17 protein-coding genes and 1 pseudogene are annotated in these 17740 nt (G+C 60.8%); 8 read left to right on the forward strand and 10 right to left on the reverse strand.

Annotated features, from left to right (window positions below; genetic code table 11):
- Positions 1–432 (forward strand): L,D-transpeptidase (locus C9413_RS03625; protein WP_170250189.1); only part of this gene is annotated, 432 nt, incomplete at its 5' end.
- Positions 433–525: 93 nt separating this feature from the next.
- Here the strand turns inward: C9413_RS03625 and C9413_RS03630 are convergent.
- From C9413_RS03630 to C9413_RS03645, 4 genes are all read right to left on the reverse strand, one after another.
- Complete coding sequence (locus tag C9413_RS03630) at positions 526–957, reverse strand: hypothetical protein (RefSeq protein ID WP_039846641.1); 432 nt, start codon at positions 955–957, stop codon at positions 526–528.
- Between the two features lie 38 nt (positions 958–995).
- Positions 996–2306 (reverse strand): glycolate oxidase subunit GlcF, encoded by a 1311-nt coding sequence (gene glcF / locus C9413_RS03635; RefSeq protein WP_039844085.1) that lies wholly within the window; start codon positions 2304–2306, stop codon positions 996–998.
- Between the two features lie 213 nt (positions 2307–2519).
- Complete coding sequence (gene glcE / locus C9413_RS03640) at positions 2520–3716, reverse strand: glycolate oxidase subunit GlcE (RefSeq protein ID WP_039844084.1); 1197 nt, start codon at positions 3714–3716, stop codon at positions 2520–2522.
- Positions 3713–5152 carry an FAD-linked oxidase C-terminal domain-containing protein gene (locus C9413_RS03645; RefSeq protein WP_039846640.1) on the reverse strand — a complete coding sequence of 480 codons (1440 nt, stop codon included), beginning with the start codon at positions 5150–5152 and terminating at the stop codon, positions 3713–3715. Before C9413_RS03645 ends, glcE begins: the two co-directional genes overlap by 4 nt.
- A 137-nt stretch (positions 5153–5289) precedes the next feature.
- On the opposite strand from C9413_RS03645, the gene C9413_RS03650 reads away from it, so the two are divergent.
- From C9413_RS03650 to C9413_RS03675, 6 genes are all read left to right on the forward strand, one after another.
- Positions 5290–6186: a LysR family transcriptional regulator gene (locus tag C9413_RS03650; RefSeq protein ID WP_039844083.1), complete on the forward strand. Its 897-nt coding sequence runs from the start codon at positions 5290–5292 to the stop codon at positions 6184–6186.
- A 297-nt stretch (positions 6187–6483) separates the two neighbouring features.
- Positions 6484–6996 (forward strand): NUDIX hydrolase, encoded by a 513-nt coding sequence (locus C9413_RS03655; RefSeq protein ID WP_039844082.1) that lies wholly within the window; start codon positions 6484–6486, stop codon positions 6994–6996.
- A 64-nt stretch (positions 6997–7060) separates the two neighbouring features.
- The gene (locus C9413_RS03660) at positions 7061–8557 is read left to right on the forward strand and encodes an inorganic phosphate transporter (protein ID WP_039844081.1); all 1497 of its coding nucleotides are present in this window, start codon (positions 7061–7063) and stop codon (positions 8555–8557) included.
- A 15-nt stretch (positions 8558–8572) separates the two neighbouring features.
- The gene (locus C9413_RS03665; RefSeq protein ID WP_039844080.1) at positions 8573–9310 is read left to right on the forward strand and encodes a 16S rRNA (uracil(1498)-N(3))-methyltransferase; all 738 of its coding nucleotides are present in this window, start codon (positions 8573–8575) and stop codon (positions 9308–9310) included.
- A gap of 148 nt (positions 9311–9458) precedes the next feature.
- The gene (locus C9413_RS03670) at positions 9459–10832 is read left to right on the forward strand and encodes a glutamate--cysteine ligase (RefSeq protein WP_170250190.1); all 1374 of its coding nucleotides are present in this window, start codon (positions 9459–9461) and stop codon (positions 10830–10832) included.
- 86 nt (positions 10833–10918) lie between these two features.
- Entirely contained in the window at positions 10919–11779 is an 861-nt protein-coding gene (locus C9413_RS03675; RefSeq protein WP_039844078.1) for a DUF937 domain-containing protein, read from the forward strand.
- A gap of 88 nt (positions 11780–11867) precedes the next feature.
- Here C9413_RS03675 and C9413_RS03680 read toward each other — a convergent pair whose 3' ends face one another.
- Positions 11868–12167 carry a DUF1127 domain-containing protein gene (locus C9413_RS03680; protein WP_039844077.1) on the reverse strand — a complete coding sequence of 100 codons (300 nt, stop codon included), beginning with the start codon at positions 12165–12167 and terminating at the stop codon, positions 11868–11870.
- Positions 12168–12366: 199 nt separating this feature from the next.
- On the opposite strand from C9413_RS03680, the pseudogene C9413_RS03685 reads away from it, so the two are divergent.
- Positions 12367–13323 (forward strand): annotated as a pseudogene (locus C9413_RS03685) (LysR family transcriptional regulator).
- A 3-nt stretch (positions 13324–13326) separates the two neighbouring features.
- Here the strand turns inward: C9413_RS03685 and C9413_RS03690 are convergent.
- The 5 genes from C9413_RS03690 to guaB all read right to left on the reverse strand — a co-directional run bounded on the left by C9413_RS03690 (position 13327) and on the right by guaB (position 17717).
- Positions 13327–13956: a TetR family transcriptional regulator gene (locus C9413_RS03690; protein WP_039844075.1), complete on the reverse strand. Its 630-nt coding sequence runs from the start codon at positions 13954–13956 to the stop codon at positions 13327–13329.
- 270 nt (positions 13957–14226) lie between these two features.
- Positions 14227–15099: a dienelactone hydrolase family protein gene (locus C9413_RS03695; RefSeq protein ID WP_039844074.1), complete on the reverse strand. Its 873-nt coding sequence runs from the start codon at positions 15097–15099 to the stop codon at positions 14227–14229.
- 83 nt (positions 15100–15182) lie between these two features.
- A complete protein-coding gene (locus tag C9413_RS03700) occupies positions 15183–15602 on the reverse strand; it encodes an MAPEG family protein (protein ID WP_039844073.1) in 420 nt (139 codons plus the stop codon).
- 67 nt (positions 15603–15669) lie between these two features.
- Positions 15670–16230 (reverse strand): hypothetical protein, encoded by a 561-nt coding sequence (locus C9413_RS03705; protein ID WP_039844072.1) that lies wholly within the window; start codon positions 16228–16230, stop codon positions 15670–15672.
- Positions 16231–16232: 2 nt separating this feature from the next.
- Positions 16233–17717: an IMP dehydrogenase gene (guaB, locus tag C9413_RS03710; RefSeq protein WP_039844071.1), complete on the reverse strand. Its 1485-nt coding sequence runs from the start codon at positions 17715–17717 to the stop codon at positions 16233–16235.
- Between the last annotated feature and the right edge of the window lie 23 nt (positions 17718–17740).

The following is a 17740-nucleotide window of genomic DNA, read 5'->3' on the forward strand; positions in this document are numbered from 1 at the left end:
CCTCGCTCGGGCATCGTCGCCGCCGGTGAGGCGCTCGGATCGTGGGCCGGCGCCAAGTCCGGCCGCACGGCAGAATTGCCGCACTGGACGCCCCCGGCCGAGATTCGCAGCCGCGCATCCCCCAAGGGCCCTAGCATTCCCGCCTTTCAGGAGGGTGGCGAGGACAATCCGCTCGGCGCACGCGCCATGTATCTCTACAAGGGCGGACGCGACACCATTTTCCGCATCCACGGCACCAATCAGCCCTGGACGATCGGCCTCAACATGTCTTCCGGCTGCATCCGAATGATGAATAATGACGTCATCCATCTCTATTCGCGCGTGCCGGTCGGCACGAAGGTGATCGTCATCGGCCCCGGCAACAAGCAAGGCAGCGTCGCCTTCCAGGACAGGGGCATCGACGTGCTGCGCACCATCTTCGGCGGCGGCTGACGTCGCTGATTACTGTAACGACGGGCGGCCTTGTGCCGCCCTTTTCACATTGACGTCAGGTAAGATTGTTGCGACCTGTTCAAGCCGTTACGGCTACTTGGAGCCGCAGCTGACCTTGCCGCTGGCGGTGAACGGCTTTCCGTCGCCGCTGACCGTCAGTCCGTAGGTGCCCGAAAAATTCTTCCCCCGACCCTCGGCAAGAATGACGAGGCTCAGTGACTGGTCTTTGGCGTCTTCGCTGCCATCATCGAAAATCTCGAGGCGGAGTTCACCGTCATGCGACCAGCGGTTCGTGAGTTTGCTGGAATCGAACACGCGTTTCCTGAAGGCCTCGGGAACCGAGTTGTTCTTGACGATCAGCGCGCCGCGGAAATGATTGAGCCTGTGGCCGGCCTCGTCCTGAAAGCCGCTTTCGATCGTGAACCGCGCGCTATTATCGTCTGTTGAGCAAAAGAAACGGCTGTCGGCGTGAGCAGCCCCTGCCGCGCCAAGCAGACCTGCGAGCAATAAGATTGTACGCCCCATAGCGCTGAACTCCGTGACCAGCCGAAAACCGGCCAGGCTCACGCTAACGGAAAACCTCTTAATTTTTGCGGTATATCGCCGCCATAGGCCCAATCAAGCAGTTCAACCGTATGCAGAATTGGGATCGCTGTGCCGGTCGCGATCTGCGTGATGCAGCCGATATTTCCCGTTGCAATCACATCCGGCTTCGTCGCCTCAATATTCTTCACCTTGCGCAGCTTCAGCGCCGCGGAGATATCCGGCTGCATGATGTTGTAGGTTCCAGCCGAACCGCAACAGAGATGGCCTTCCGCCGGATCGCGAACCGTGAAGCCGGCCGCCTTCAGAAGTTGTTTCGGCGCCATGGTGATCTTTTGGCCGTGCTGCATGGAGCAGGCAGAATGATAGGTTACCGTCAGGCCCTTCGGCACATGGGCAGGCAGGTCGAGCGATGCCAGGAATTCCGTTATGTCCTTCGCCAACGCCGCCACGCGCGTCGCCTTTTGTGAATAGGCGGGATCAAGACGGAGCATGTGGCCGTAATCCTTGATCGTCGTGCCGCAGCCGGAGGCGGTGATGATGATCGCGTCCAGACCACCCTTGTCGATCTCGCGCGTCCAGACATCGACGTTTGCCCGTGCGTTTGCAAGCGCCTGCTCCTCGCGGCCCATATGATGCACCAGCGAGCCGCAGCAGACCTCGCCGGCGGGCGCTACCACCTCGATGCCAAGGCGGGTCAAAAGCCTGATCGCCGCCTCGTTGATCGCGGGATCGAGCACCGGCTGAGCGCAGCCCGTCAGAATTGCAACCCGGCCGCGCTTTTCCGCCTTCGCAGCATGGACCGCCGGCAGCGAGAAGCGCGATGGCGCCGGAATATGTTTCGGCGCAAGTGCCAGCATCGCGGCAAACGGCTTCATGACCGGCGCACGCATCAGGCCCTGGAGCGGCCTGCCGATCTTCGCAAGCTTCAACGCCAGGCGGAAGCGGCCGGGATAGGGCAGCACCGCCGCGAGGATGGTGCGAGTGAACCGGTTCATGAAAGGACGTTTATAGGTCTTTTCGATGTGGGCCCGGGCATGATCGACCAAATGCATGTAGTCGACGCCGGAGGGACACGTCGTCACGCAGGCCAGGCAGGAGAGACAACGGTCGATATGTGTAACCACTTCGGCATCCGCGGCCCGGCCGTTTTCCAGCATATCCTTGATGAGATAAATGCGGCCGCGCGGGCTGTCGAGCTCGTTGCCGAGCGTCACATAGGTGGGACAGGTCGCGGTACAGAAACCGCAATGCACGCATTTGCGCAGAATCTTCTCGGATTCGGCGACGTGCGGATCGGTTAGCTGCTCGGCGGTGAAGTTGGTTTGCATCAGGCAACTCCGGGCCGCGGGGAGGCATGCCCTCCTCTGTCCTTCCAGACATCTCCCCCCCAAGGGGGACGATCGGATGAGACGGCCTTGCGGTCGTAGTTGGACCAGAGTGGAAAGAGCGCACGACATGTATTGCCAATCTCCCACCTTGTGGGGGAGATGTCCCGTAGGGACGCAGGGGGGTGCTGCCACAAGCGGATAACGGCCATCATATCACCCCATCTTTCCCTGATTGAGTATTCCCGCCGGATCGAATTTCTCCTTCACCCGCGCCGACAGCTGGGCGACGGCTTCGGGCTGCGGCTGGAACGCCGATACGGCAGCGCGCGCCGCGTCAGTTGCACGGATCAGCGTAGCGTGGCCGCCGCCCAGCGCCTTGATGAACCGTCGGATGAGCTGCGACTCCGGATCGGCCTCCATCCGCATCCAGATCAGGCCGCCTTGCCAATCGTAGAACGCATCGACGCCAGCTTCGAGGCGCAGGGCAGCGACGAGCTGATGGCCGATGGTCGGAGCGACGGAGATGCGCCAGACCGGCCGCATCGTTTCATCGACATAAGGATGCACATCGCGTATTTCGCGCCAGAGCTGGCGGCTGGCGGGCTCGTCCAATATCGCGACCGCGCCGAAGGCCGACATCGCCGATGCCAGCCTTTCAGCACGCGCTTCGACGGAGCCCGGCAGACCTTCGATCCTGAGAACGGTCGTCTCGCCCTCCGGCAGCTTGCCGCCGAGGAATTTCCAGGTAACGGTCAAGGGAAGATGGGCCGCACCTGAGACCTCGACCGGCTGTGCCATCGCCGCGGCCATCGCAGTGGCTGCGTCCGCATCATTGAGGCCGGAGACGACGATAGTCTCTTCCGTTTTCGGCCGTGGCGGCACGCGGAAGGTGACTTCCGTCAGCAAGCCAAGCGTGCCGTGTGAACCGGCGAGAAGCTTGACGAGATCGAGGCCGGTGACATTCTTCATCACCCGCCCGCCCGCCTTGACGATCTCGCCCCTGCCGTTGACGAAGCGGATGCCGAGCAGGCTGTCGCGCGCCGCGCCTGCTACGAAGCGGCGAGGACCGGAGACGTTGGCGGCAAAGACGCCGCCGATGGTCGGCTCGCCGGACGTGCCCATGACCGGGCGGTGGTCCATCGGCTCGAAAGCCAGCATCTGCCCGTTTTCCGCAAGCGCCGCCTCGACCTCTGCAAGCGGTGTTCCGGCGCGTGCGGTCAGGACCATCTCGCCGGGATTGTACGAGACGATGCCGGTCAGACCGGTAGAACGCAAGCGGTCCTTCGCCACAGCACTGCCGAAGCCCGAGCGGGTGTTGCCGCCACAGATGGCAAGCGGTTTACCCGCGGCCGCGTGTTCACGAATGATCGAGGCTGCGGCCTCTTCCGTCTCCGGCAGAAAATCGGTCATACAGCGGCGCGCCCATCAAGCGGGAAGACCTTGGACGGATTGAGCAGCCAGCCCGGATCGAAGGCGGAACGCACCGCCATCTGCTGAGCGAGATCTACCTCGGAAAATTGATGCCGCATCAGGTCGCGCTTCTCGATGCCGACGCCATGTTCGCCGGTGAGACAGCCGCCGGCATCGACGCAGAGCTTCAGGATGTCGTTGCCGGCGGCCTCGGCTCGCGCTGCGTCCTCCGGATCGTTGGCATTGAAAAGGATCAACGGATGCATGTTGCCGTCGCCGGCGTGAAAGACGTTCGCGACGCGCAGACCGTAGCGATCGACGATCTCCGACGACTTTTTCAACACATAGGAAAGTTGGCTGAGAGGCACCGTGCCGTCCATGCAGATATAGTCCGCAATCCGCCCCGTGGCCCCGAATGCAGATTTGCGGCCTTTCCATATCTGGGCCGCCTCCGTCGCCGACTGGCTCTCGCGAATGGATCTTACGCCATGACGGCGGGCGATCTCGACGATGTTTTTCAAAATGCCGTCCATCTCCGTCTCGGAGCCTTCGACCTCGACAATCAGCAGCGCACCGGCATCGAGCGGGTATCCCGCATGGGCAAAGGCCTCGCATATCTCGATCGCCGGCTTATCCATGAACTCGATCGCCACGGGAATGATGCCCGCCGCGATGATATCGGCGACGCAGGAGCCGGCTTCCTCGGAACTGTCGAAGCCGAAAAGCACGGGCCGCGCACCTTCGGGCTTCGCGATCAGGCGGACCGTCGCTTCGGTGACGATGCCGAGCTGTCCCTCGTGGCCGCAGACGAGACCCAGCAAGTCGTAGCCGCCCGCATCCAGCGCCTTGCCACCGAGCTCGATGACCGTTCCATCCGTCAGCACCATCTTCACGCCGAGTAGGTTGTTGGTCGTGACGCCGTATTTCAGGCAGTGCGCACCGCCGGAATTCATGCCGATATTGCCGCCGATGGTGCAGGCCAGCTGCGAGCTGGGATCGGGCGCGTAGAAGAAACCATCCGCGGAGACCGATTCGGAAATATTGAGGTTCGTGACGCCCGCCTGGACGACGGCTGCCCGGTTTTGATAATCGATTTCCAGAATGCGGTTCATCTTCGAAAGGCCGATCACGACCGCATCCTCCTGCGGGATGGCGCCGCCTGAGAGCGACGTGCCCGCCCCGCGAGGCACGATCGGAATGCCGTAGCGATTGCAATATTTCATCACGGCTGCGACTTCGACGGTGGTGCGTGGCAATGCGACGGCAAGCGGCACCCGGCGATAGGCAACGAAGGCATCTGTTTCGAAGGGCACGAGCTCTCGCGCCTCGTGAATGAGACATTCGGGCGGCAGCAAGTCGATGAGGTCGCCTACGATCTGGCGGCGGCGGGCCAGCACATCGGCGCGCGGAGCGAGAAAAGAGATGGCGTCGGACATGGCGCGCTTCCTTCGGACGAATGGCGGCGAAACCGGCGCGTCCTCCACGACAACCGGCTCGTTTGGCTTAGCACTTTCCCGAAACCGGCGCAAATGCTAGGCATTTATGCCAAAAAGGGAAAAAGTCTAAAAGCAATATGACAAATCTGGGTGATCTCGAGATATTTGCCAAGGTCGTTTCGACCGGCAGCATGTCGCTTGCCGCGCGCGTGCTCGGCTTTTCGCCGGCCGTCGTTTCCAAGCGCATCAAACGACTGGAAGACAGGCTCGGCACACGTCTGTTGCAACGCACGACCCGCCAGATTTCGTTGACCGAGGCCGGCCAGGGTTTCTACGACCGCGTGCTCGGCATTCTCGCTGGGCTGGAGGAAGCGGAATATTATATCTCCGGCCGCTCGGCGCTGATGCACGGCACGCTAAAGATCTCGGCACCCACTTCATTCGGCCGCATGCATATTGCGCCGCATCTCAAGGCGTTCATGGACGCACACCCGGAGCTTGCGATCAACCTCGTGCTGACGGATGAACTAAGCGATATCGTCGGCGGCGGCTTCGACCTGGCAATCCGCATTGCCGAGCTCACCGATTCCAGCCTCGTCGCCCGAAGGCTCGCGCCGGTCCGGCGCCTGCTTTGTGCCGCGCCTTCCTATCTCAACATGCATGGCATGCCGCAAAGCATCGACGACCTGAAGAACCATCGCTGCCTGCCGGCGCACAACAACGACCTATGGCGCCTTGAAGGACCGGGCGGCGCGACGAGCCTGCGGCCGGAGGGAATGCTCGTCACCAACTCCAGCGAGGTGATCCGCGAGACGGTGATCGCGGGGCTCGGCATCGCGCTGCGCTCCACCTGGGATATCGGCGATGAACTCAAGAGCGGCAATCTCGTGCAGGTGCTGCCGGCCTATGAGGGCTCCCGCAACGTGGCGCTCTCCGCAGTATACCCCAGCCGGCAGTTTTTACCGGCCAAGGTTCGCCTGTTCATCGACTATCTCGCCGACCTCTACGGCCCGGTTCCTTACTGGGAACTTTAGGCAACGCACGAGAGTTGAGCAGCGGAAGACGCATAGTCACCATATCTTGAAAGATTCCGGAGGAACAAATGTGCCCGGCATTGAATGAGATGTCAGTCGAGATCATATTGAACAGCTGTGCAAGGACGGAATCAGCACACGATCTGACGGAATTCCGAAGCGGAACGGCAACGAATTTCCTTATTCGAAGTGTAGATCATGTCCTCGACCGTCGAACGGCGCATGGACCGTGCGAGATTTCCATGCGAAACTTATATTAGTGATTCCTGAGGCAGACTTTAAAAGGTGACCCGACAATTGACGATTCTTACCCGACTGGCTTCTGATGTGCAGCTGATGTTCCGTCGCCCGCCGCGACTGCAATATGCTGCCCTCTGCTACCGGGTGAAGAAGAAGACCAGTGAGGTCGAGGTTCTCCTGATGACGAGCCGCGATACGGGCCGCTGGGTCATCCCCAAGGGCTGGCCGATGAACGGCAAGCGCTCCTATGAAGTTGCCGCCCGAGAGGCCCATGAGGAAGCGGGCGCGCGTGGCGCTGTCGAACACGAGCCGCTCGGCTCCTACACCTATCCGAAGATCCTGAAGGACGGACTGAAAGTAACCTGCAAGGTCCAGGTCTATGTGCTTGAGGTCATCGATGTCGCCAAGAACTTCAAGGAAAAGGGCGAACGCAAGATCGAGTGGGTAACCTGTGACGAGGCGGTCAAGCGCGTCAACGAGCCCGAGCTTCGCGATCTCTTCCTGCTCTTCAAGCGAAGGATGAGCGAGCGGCCTCAGGCAAGCTTGCCCAGGCAGATTCCAGCGGAATGATTCCTGCCTTCTTGCGCTGCTAGGATAGAGGGGCGCTAACGCAGGATTTGCCCCAAGGAACAGAATGCCCAGCCGAACTCCCGTTCTTACGAAACGAACGCTCGACAAGGACCTCGACAAAATCACCCATGCCGAGGACGCGGCGAAGTTCGTCGCGCGCAAGCTGGTCGCCCCGGGCCTCGGCCTGATCTTCCTCGGTCTGGCGATGCTATTTGCAGGCGTCTACGTCTTCGACCGGCAGGGCGCCGTTCTCGTCATCGCCGCTGCTGCGCTCGCTGCCTACATGGCCATGAACATCGGCGCGAACGACGTGACGAACAATGTCGGCGCCGCCGTCGGGGCGCGTGCCATGACGATGGCACAGGCTCTCGTCATCGCGGCAGCCTTCGAGGTTCTCGGAGCAACCATCGCCGGCGGAGCGGTGGTCAGAACGATCTCGTCGAGCATCATCGATGCCGTAGAGGTTCCCGAAGGCCTGCTTGCCTGGATCATGATGGCCGCGCTGATGGCCGCAGCGCTATGGATCAATCTTGCGACCTGGCTGAACGCGCCAGTCTCGACGACACATGCGATCGTCGGCGCGGTGATCGGTGCCGGAATTGCCGCTGTCGGGCCGGATCCCGTCAACTGGCGCGTCATGGTCGAGATTACCTCAAGCTGGATGACATCGCCTCTGATCGGCGGCGTCATCGCCGCTGGCCTGCTCTACCTCGTCAAGACCTTGATCATCTACCGTGACGACAAGATTGCGGCAGCACGGCGCTGGGTTCCGGCTCTGATTGCCATGATGACCGGCGGTTTTGCGGCTTATATGATCTTGCAGCTCACGCCCGCCGGGCGATTTTCGTCACCGATGATCCTTGCCTTCGGATTATCTGCCGGCCTCGTTGCCTGGGCAGCGTCAATGCCGATCGTCGCACGGCAATCGCAAGGCCTCGAAAACCGCAACAGTTCGCTGCGCACTCTTTTCAAATTCCCGCTGATCGGCTCTGCAGCGCTGCTGTCCTTCGCACACGGCGCCAACGACGTTTCGAACGCCATCGGCCCGCTTTCGGCGATCGTGCGTTCGATATCGGGCCTTTCATCCGGCGGTGACGCGCCGCCGCTCTGGGTGATGCTGATCGGTGCCCTCGGTATGTCCGTCGGTCTGCTGCTATTCGGCCCGCGCCTCATCCACCTTGTCGGCGAGCAGATCACCAAACTCAATCCGATGCGGGCCTATTGTGTCGCACTCTCGACTGCCTTCACCGTCATTGTCGCGTCCTGGTTCGGACTGCCGGTCAGCACGACGCACATCGCCGTCGGCGCCGTCTTCGGCGTCGGTTTCTTCCGCGAATGGTATACGCGCAATTCCAAGCGCCGCATCGAATATATGCGCAGCAAGGCCGAGGCCTGGGCGATCGACGAACCGGAAGATCCGAACGTTCATGAGGCGCGCCGCCGCTATCTTGTGCGGCGCTCGCATTTCATGACCATCGTTGCAGCCTGGATCATTACCGTGCCTGTGTCGGCGGCGCTTGCGGCGTTGCTCTATTGGGTTATGTTCGCCCTCTTCGTTTGATCGGGATTGTTTGAGATGCGCGCCAATTTCCGCATGCAGCGGCTTTTCGTCGATGCTTCCTTGTCGCCGGGCGCCGCAGTGGAGGCCAGTTCCGACCAGTACAATTATCTCGCCAATGTGCTGCGCATGACCGACGGCGCCGAAATCCTGGTATTCAACGGCCGAGACGGAGAATGGAAGGCAAGCCTTTCCTTTCCGACCCGCAAGCGCATCCTCGTGACGCCAACCGAGCAGACCCGGCCCCAGCCGGCTCCGTCCGACCTGCACTATCTTTTTGCGCCGCTGAAGGTCGGCCGCCTGGACTACCTCGTGCAGAAGGCGGTCGAGATGGGCGCCGGCGTGCTGCAGCCGGTCATGACGCAACATGTGCAGGGCAAGATCACCAATCTCGATAAACTGAAGGCCAATGCTGTCGAGGCGGCAGAGCAATGCGGCATCCTCGCCATCCCGGAAGTTGCCGAGCCGGTGAAGCTCTTCGATCTGCTCGACAACTGGCCGCAAGAGCGGCGGATCATATTTTGCGACGAGGGCGATGCGGGGCAAAACCCGCTGCCACTGCTTTTAAAGATCGAGGAAAAGCAGCTTGCGCTGCTCGTCGGGCCGGAGGGCGGTTTTTCCGAGGAGGAGCGCGCGCGGCTGAGCGGCCTCGATTTCGTCACGGCCATCCCGCTCGGGCCGCGTATCCTGCGCGCCGACACGGCTGCGGTTGCGGCCATGGCGGTCATCCAGGCGGCGGTCGGCGACTGGAATTAACCTTCAAATCAGGGTCCGTTGACACAGCCTGCTATTTTTTTGATGCGTCGTTGAAAGAATTTCACTTGCAACATACGTGAGACCGGCACTAATCACCCTTCCAATTGCCCGTGCTACCGGGCATTCCCCAGAATACAGGTTACGTTGAATGGCTCGCGATACTACCGACCAGACACCGATTTCTTCGGTGCAGGAGCTGACCGATTACATTGCTGCGGGGAACAAGCCGAAGGAGCGCTTCCGCATCGGCACCGAGCATGAAAAGTTCGCCTTCTTCCGTGCCGACAACAACCCGGTTCCCTATGCCGGCGAAGCCAGCATCTCAGCCCTTCTGAAGGGCCTGCAGGCAAAGAACAGCTGGGAGCCGATCATGGACGGCGAAAATATCATCGGCCTTGCCGAACAGCACGGCATGGGCGCGATCTCGATCGAGCCGGGCGGCCAGTTCGAGCTGTCCGGTGCGCCGCTGGAAACGATCCACGAGACTTGCCGGGAATCCAATTCGCATCTCGCGACGCTGCGCGAAATCGCCGAGCCGATGGGCATCCGCTTCCTCGGCATCGGCGGCAGCCCGAAATGGACGCTCGCCGAGACGCCGCGCATGCCGAAATCCCGTTACGACATCATGACCCGCTACATGCCGAAGGTCGGCACCAAGGGCCTCGACATGATGTACCGCACCTGCACGATCCAGGTGAACCTCGACTTCTCCTCCGAAGCCGACATGCAGAAGAAGATGCGCGTGTCGATGAAGCTTCAGTCGCTGGCAACCGCGCTCTTCGCGTCCTCGCCCTTCACAGAAGCTCAGCCGAATGGCATGCTTTCCTGGCGCGGCGACATCTGGCGCGACACGGACAACCGGCGCTCCGGCCTGCTCGATTTCACCTTCCGCGACGACTTCGGCTTCCAGCACTACATGGAATGGGCGCTCGACGTGCCGATGTACTTCATCGTCCGCGACGGCCACTATCACGACTGTACCCACGTCACCTTCCGCCAGTTCATGAACGGCGCGCTGAAGGGCAAGGTCGCCGCGTGGGAGCCGACGATGGGCGACTGGACGAACCATCTTTCGACGCTCTTCCCCGACGTTCGCCTGAAGCGTTTCCTCGAGATGCGCGGTGCAGACGGCGGTCCGTGGCGCCGCATCTGTGCCCTGCCCGCCTTCTGGGTGGGCCTTCTATACGACGAAGCGGCGCTCGATGCGGCCGATCAGCTGACGAAGAACTGGACATTTGCCGAAGTCAGCGCGCTGCGCAATGCCGTTCCAACGGCCGGCCTGAAGGCCGAGCTCGGTGGCCACGCCCTTTATGAAACCGCCCGCGAGGTCATCGGAATTTCGAAGGCGGGTCTGAAGTCGCGCAACCGGCTGAACAAGGAAGGCCAGGATGAGAGCATCATCCTATCGCCGCTCGACGAGGTGATGGCCAAAAAAGCCACGCTCGCCGAGGACCTGCTGGCGCGTTACAACGGCCGCTGGCAGCACTCCGTCGAGCCGGTCTTCGAGGAATATCAGTACTGAACCCCTTCGGCAAAAAGCCGTTTGCGCATTCCGATTTCCGTTTATAGTGGCGATTCACAAGCACTGGAAAGCGGGGGAGGACTATCATGTTGCCACTCTTCGACATGATGATGCAGGCGCAGAATGGCGCGGCGATGGACGCGATCTCCAAGCAGTTCAACCTTGCCCAGGAACAGGCGACCAAGGCGATGGCGGCGCTGATGCCGGCCTTTTCCGCCGGGCTGAAGCGCAGCACGAGCAATCCCTATGACTTCATGGGTCTCATGCAGGCGGTCGCATCCGGCAACTATGCCAAATATTTCGAGGACATGACGAAGGCCTTCACCCCGCAGGGCATCTCGGACGGCAACAATATCCTCGGCCAGCTTTTCGGCTCCAAGGAGGTTTCGCGCGCCGTCGCCGCACAAGCAGCGCAGATGACCGGCATCGGCCAGGAGATCTACAAGCAGATGCTGCCGGTGATGGCCGATACGCTGATGGGCGGGCTCTTCAAGCAAGCGACCGGACAGATGATCTCGCCCGTCAACCCCTTCATCAATACCGCGATGGGCGAAACGATCCAGAAATGGCTGGAAAGCACCGGTTTTGCGCCAAAGCCGAAAACAGCACCCGAGCCGAGCATCTTCGACAATCCGTTCACGCAAGCGATGCAGCTGATGTTCAGCACGCCGCAACCAGAATCCAAGAAGGCTCCAGCCAACCCGTTCCTCGACAATCCTTTCGCCAAGGCCTTTCAGGACATGATGGGAAGCCTCAATCAGCCGGCGGCGCAAAAGGCGCCCGAGCCTCCGAAAGAAGAAGCCAAGGAGCAGGCGGAGAATTATCTGAAGATGCTCAACACCATGTTCGACAGCGGGCTTGAGGTGCAGAGGGGCTATCAGAAAAGCATGGAATCGATCTTCGAGACATATCTGCCTAAGAAGGGCCAGCCTTCCTCCAAGATATAAAAAAAACCCGGAGACGGCTTGGGAAAGCCGGTCACCGGGTCAAGCGGCAGGGCTATTGGCTATCACCCTGCGGGGAAACTGGCCGCTCCTACTCGACGCAGGAACGGAATATCGCGAGGCGCCAGCGGCGGCGCGCCGAGTTCGTCAGATGCGCCGACGGATCTTCGAAGAAGCTCGACGTCAACAGGGCGCCGGTAACGTCGGCCCGCGTCAGGCCGATATCCCGCAACTGATTGTCGTCGAGGTCATTCAGGCCGTTGATCGCTCTACGATTGCGGAATGCGCGAAAGAGAGCCGTCAGCGGCGCAAGGGTTCCGCCGAGACGCTGGGAAAACGTCGCAGGCTGCTTGGCACAGTCGAGTTCTACTGTCTGGTCAATCATGCGCATCGAACTCTCCTTTCTTTCGGGCGCAACAGCCCACCCCTCCCGCGAGGTCGAGCGGGAAGGAGGGCTGAAACCTAGGCAGGACAGCAGGGTGTCTGTCCGTCACTTTGCTTGATTTGCATCCCGAAGATGCCAAAGACCTATTGATCAGTCCAACGAATGTTTCTAATGGTTATTATCAGCAATCGTTATAGGTGAGCCCATGTCCGCGCCTCTTGATATTGACCAGTTGCAGACTTTCATCGCCATCATAGATTCCGGCAGCTTCACCAAGGCGGCCGATCGCGTCTACAAGACGCAATCCGCCGTCTCGATGCAGATGCGCCGCCTCGAGGAACGAATCGGCAAGCAGCTCTTCATCAAGGATGGCCGCGGCAACCGCCTGACGGTGGAGGGCGAGAAGCTTCTGAATTACGCCCGCCGTATCATCCGCCTCAACAACGAGGCAATCGCCGCTTTCGACGACAATCGTCTCGAAGGCATGCTGCGCATCGGCACGCCGGACGACTACGCCGACCGCTACATGCCGGAGATCATCGGCCGTTTCGCCAAGACTCATCCGAATGTGGAGCTTTACATCGGTGGCGTGCCGTGTTTGGATTTGGCATGAGGACTGCACAAGGTCGAGCTCGCAATCCCCTTGGTGACGCATACCCCGCTGGCACGAATGTCCTCCCTCGTCAGAACCGCGCCGCTCTTCTGGGTTGGCTCCTCCAACCACCCGCTCCGTGTCGACGCGCCTGTGCCTCTTGCTGTCTGACGCCGCGACTGCCAGTGGCGTCAACTCGCCTGTTCGGCGCTCGATGCCGTGGGCCGCGAGCATCAGATCCTCTTCACAAGCTGGTCATGCACGGTGGTTGCCGCTGCGGTGCTTGCCGGCATGGCGGTATCGGTGATGCCGGAATCGGCATTGCGGACAGGCATGAAGGTTTTGAGCCAGGCTGACGGCTTCCCTGCCCTGCCGCCGGTGCAGATCGGCATCATGAAGCGTCCGGGGGTTTCAATCTCGCTGATGAACGCGATCACGGCGCATATCACCGCCTGCCTCGACAACATCACCCCTGCGGTCGTCGACGACAACCTGGAACCGGATGTGAAGACGGCCTATGCGCGGCAGTATCCGCGCCTGAAGGCCGCTAACATGGTACCGAGCTGGTAGGCTTCAGGCCGCCTCGGCGAAAAGCGAAGCGCGGATGACGTGCTTCCATTCGTCCAGCATCCTTTTTGCCAGCTTTTCTTCGCTCTTGACCGCGAGGCGGATCGACGCGCCGATCAGGTGGCTGAAAAGGTAAGTGCGCGCTTGCATATCGACTTCCGGCATCTCCGGGGCGATTCGTTTTATCGCCTCGAGGAAAATCTCGGCCACGCGATTGCTGTGCTCGATGTTGAGCTGCAAGAGATCCTGGTCGGTCTCCGTTCCCATCCATACGCCGAGATAGGTGGCGTCGTTGCGGTATTCGTTATAGTACCAGTCGATCATCACCGAGATCAGATCCAGTGCTTCATCGAGGGACTCGACGTTGGAGAACATGACGGCCGTTTTCGCCTGGACTGCGGCCGCATGCCGGTCGAAGAGCGCTTTGACGATCGCCGCCTTTTCAGGGAAATATTGATAGACCGAGCCAATCGGCACCTTGGCGGCAGCGGCGAGCTCCGTCATGCGCATGGCGCTGACGCCCTTTTGCGCGATCAGCTCTGCGGCGGCGGCGAGGATCAGATCAAGTCTCTGGATGCTGCGTTCCTGCTTCGGCTTCCGGCGAAGGCCGATGCGATCCATACCCTGCGCGCTCATATCGTTCCCATGAATTATCGTTGAGCGGCGGAAGATGGCTCAACCCGGCGCATCCGAGCGATATGGCATGCAGGTATTCATGCGCCGTAAATCGAAAAGCTCGCATTTTAACAGACGCCAGAAAGCATATGAAAATCGGGGTGATAAGCCCCGATTTGGTCGCCCAAAGCTGTGGATCAGTTATTAGGCAGCCGCCGGCTGTGCACGGATCGCATCGAGCCTGTGGCCGTGCTGTTTTTCAAGAGCACGAAAGCGGCGGTTGCATCCTGATCAGGCCAGGCTCTTCTTCAAGAACTCGACGGTGCGGCTCCAGGCAAGATCGGCCGCTTTCTTGTCGTAGCGCGCCGAGGACGTGTCGTTGTTGAAGGCATGGTTGACGCCGTCGTAGACGAAGATCTGGAAGCTCTTGCCGTTTGCTTCCAGTTCCTTCTTGTAGGCCTCGATGCCGGCATTGATGCGGTCGTCGAGACCGGCATAGTGCAGCATCAGCGCCGCCTTTATGTTCGGCACGCCATCCTTCGGCTGCGCACCGTAATAGGCGACGCCTGCCTTCAGTTCCGGCGATTGCGTCGCGAAATTGTTGACGACCCCGCCACCCCAGCAAAAGCCGACGGCGCCGACATTGCCATTGGCGGAGGGAAGCGTCTTCAGGTATTTGAGGCTTGCTTCGGCATTCGCGACAGTTTCGGCCGGCTCGAGCTTGCCAAACATTTCCCGCGCCTGATCCTCGTTCTCCGGCGTACCGCCGAGCGGCGACAGGAAATCCGCAGCTAGCGCCACGAAGCCTTCCAGCGCCATGCGCCGGGCGACGTCGCGGATATGCGGGTTGAGGCCGCGATTTTCGTGAATGACGATAACGCTGCCGAGCTTTCCGGATGCCTCTTTCGGTTCGACCAGATAGCCCTTCATCTCGCCGCTGCCGCCGGGATAACTGACATCCTGCACCTTCAGCCGCTCGTCGTTGGCCGGGACCATTTCCGCGCTCGCCTTGTTTGCCGCAAGCATCGGTGCGATGACGGCGGCAGCACCTGCCGATCCTGCAAGTTTCGTCAGCTTGTCCATGAAGCTGCGGCGGTCGAGCGTCAGATGCGTGTATTCGTCATACGCGTTGATCATCGCCTGCGTGATTTCCGGCTTGTCCATGTGAACCTCCTCTTTTCCTCGCCGAGCCAAAGCCCGATGAGAGAAGATAGGCCAGCCGACGATAACGCAGGAACAAAACTGCGTTACCCGCTGAAGGCCAACCAGCCGGCAAGCCACGCCCACATGGCACCAAGCACGACGTATCCGGCAGCAAAGAGCGGACTGCGCAAGCGCATGCGGTTGCTCGTCACATGCACGAAAGCGTGGGCATACCGCAACGCCACGAAGATCCAGGCGAGCACGAGGGCGCCCAGATTGTCGGCCTCGGTGATGTAGAGCAAGATGCAGCAGACATAAAAGAGAACCGGCAGCTCGAACTGATTGGCGATGCTGTTCTTGACGAAAAGGCTTTCCGGCGGCTCGCTGCGGTTTTCGCGATAGTCCGAAAGCTTCACATTGCCGGCTTCCACCGCCTTGCGGCGGCGAACGCTGAGCAGCATGTAGAGGCCATTGACCAGCGCGACGTGGGCAATAATGGGCCAAAACATTTCGTAGCCGGTCATAATGTCTCCTCTGCGGCTTCTCTCATATTTTTCAAAGCAGTAGAGGAAAGCTCCGGCACTTTCCAGCCTATCGCCCGTCGACACCGCCGGGTGTCAGACGGATCAGGACGAAACGAAGGATGACGATTGCCGAAACGGCGAGTGTTGCGAATTTCAGCTTTGTCATCCAGGGCAGCAAAGCGGCGGCGGATGCCGCGGCGCCGCTGTCACCGAAAGCAATCAGGCTGGAGAGATTCTCGGCATAATCGGCAAAGCAGTAGACGAACGGCAGAACGTAGATCGCCTTGATGAACGCTGGATGCATCGGTTTGCCGAAATAGCTGCCGCCCGGCTGGAGCTTCACAACAATCGTGAAGAGAAGCATCATCACCAGCGCCGGCAGGACGAGCTCCGGACCAAGATACATGCTCCGCAGCAGCGCACGCGCGACATCGTTGTCGCTCAGCACATGCTGCATGGCGGCAACCGTAGGCCGATCATAGCCGGTGAAATAGGTGTCGAGCACCATTGCTCCGGTTTCATGCCGGAATGGCAGGACGAAGCCGAAGGTCGTCCATGCCAGCACTGCGAGGCAGAGAATGGCAAGCAGCCCGATCATCCGGGAGGGTATCCGGCTGCCCGCAGTCACGATCAGGCGCCTACGCCCGGGTAATTCGGGCTCTCGCGGGTAATCGTCACGTCGTGGGCATGGCTTTCGCGAAGGCCGGCGCCGGAGATGCGCACGAAGGTCGCGCGTTCCTGGAACTCCTTGATATCCTTGCCGCCGACATAACCCATCGCTGCCCTCAGGCCGCCCGTGAGCTGGTGCAGGACGCCGGAGACCGGACCCTTATAAGGAACCTGGCCTTCAATGCCCTCCGGCACGAGCTTCAGCGTGTCGCGGACTTCCGCCTGGAAGTAGCGGTCTGCCGAGCCGCGCGCCATGGCGCCGACCGATCCCATGCCGCGATAGGCTTTGAAGGAGCGGCCCTGATAGAGATAGACTTCGCCCGGGCTTTCATCGGTACCGGCGAGCAGCGAGCCGATCATGACGGCAGAAGCGCCGCAAGCCATCGCCTTGGCAAGGTCGCCCGAGAACTTGATGCCGCCGTCGGCGATGACCGGAATATCCAGTGCGCGCGCGGCTTCGACAGCCGACATGATGGCGGCGAGTTGCGGCACCCCGACACCGGCGACTATGCGCGTCGTGCAGATCGAGCCTGGGCCGATGCCGACCTTGACGGCATCCGCACCGGCATCGATCAGTGCCTTGGTGCCATCCGAGGTCGCGACGTTGCCGGCCATGATGCGAACCGAGTTGGACAGCTTTTTGACACGGGTGACGGCATCGAGAACGCGCTGCGAATGGCCGTGCGCAGTATCGACGACAAGCAGATCGACGCCGGCTTCGATCAGGCGCTCGGCACGCTCGAAGCCATCATCGCCGACGCTGATGGCGGCGGCAGCACGAAGACGGCCTTGCGCATCCTTGGAAGCGTTCGGGTTCAGCTGCGACTTTTCGATATCCTTGACGGTGATGAGGCCAACGCAGCGGCCTTCCGGATCGACGACCAGCAGCTTTTCGATGCGGTGCGAATGCAGCAGGCGCTTGGCCTCCTGCTGATCGACGTTCTCCTTGACCGTGACGAGATTATCCTTCGTCATCAGTTCGTGGACCTTCTGGGCCGGATCGGAGGCAAAGCGGACGTCACGGTTGGTCAGGATGCCCACGAGACGGCCCGACTTCTCAACGACCGGAATGCCGGAAATGCCGTGCGTCTTCATCAGAGACAGCGCTTCGGCAAGCGTCGCATCCGGGCCGATCGTCACCGGATTGATGACCATGCCGCTTTCGAACTTCTTGACTTGCCGAACCTGCTCGGCCTGCTCGATCGGGGTTAGATTGCGATGAATGACACCGAGACCGCCAGCCTGCGCCATGGCGATCGCCAATCGGCTTTCGGTGACGGTATCCATTGCGGAAGAGAGGATCGGGATGTTCAGGTCGAAATCGGTCGCGATGCGCGTTGCGATGTTCGTCTGACCGGGCATGACCTCGGAGTGACCGGGCTGCAAGAGCACGTCGTCGAAGGTGAGCGCGTCCGCTCCGGTTGCCGTTTCTATGATGCGAGCCATGGCCAATTTCCTTCAATTAAGAA

The organism is Rhizobium sp. SEMIA 4085 (genome assembly GCF_013004495.1).
Lineage (GTDB): Bacteria > Pseudomonadota > Alphaproteobacteria > Rhizobiales > Rhizobiaceae > Rhizobium > Rhizobium gallicum.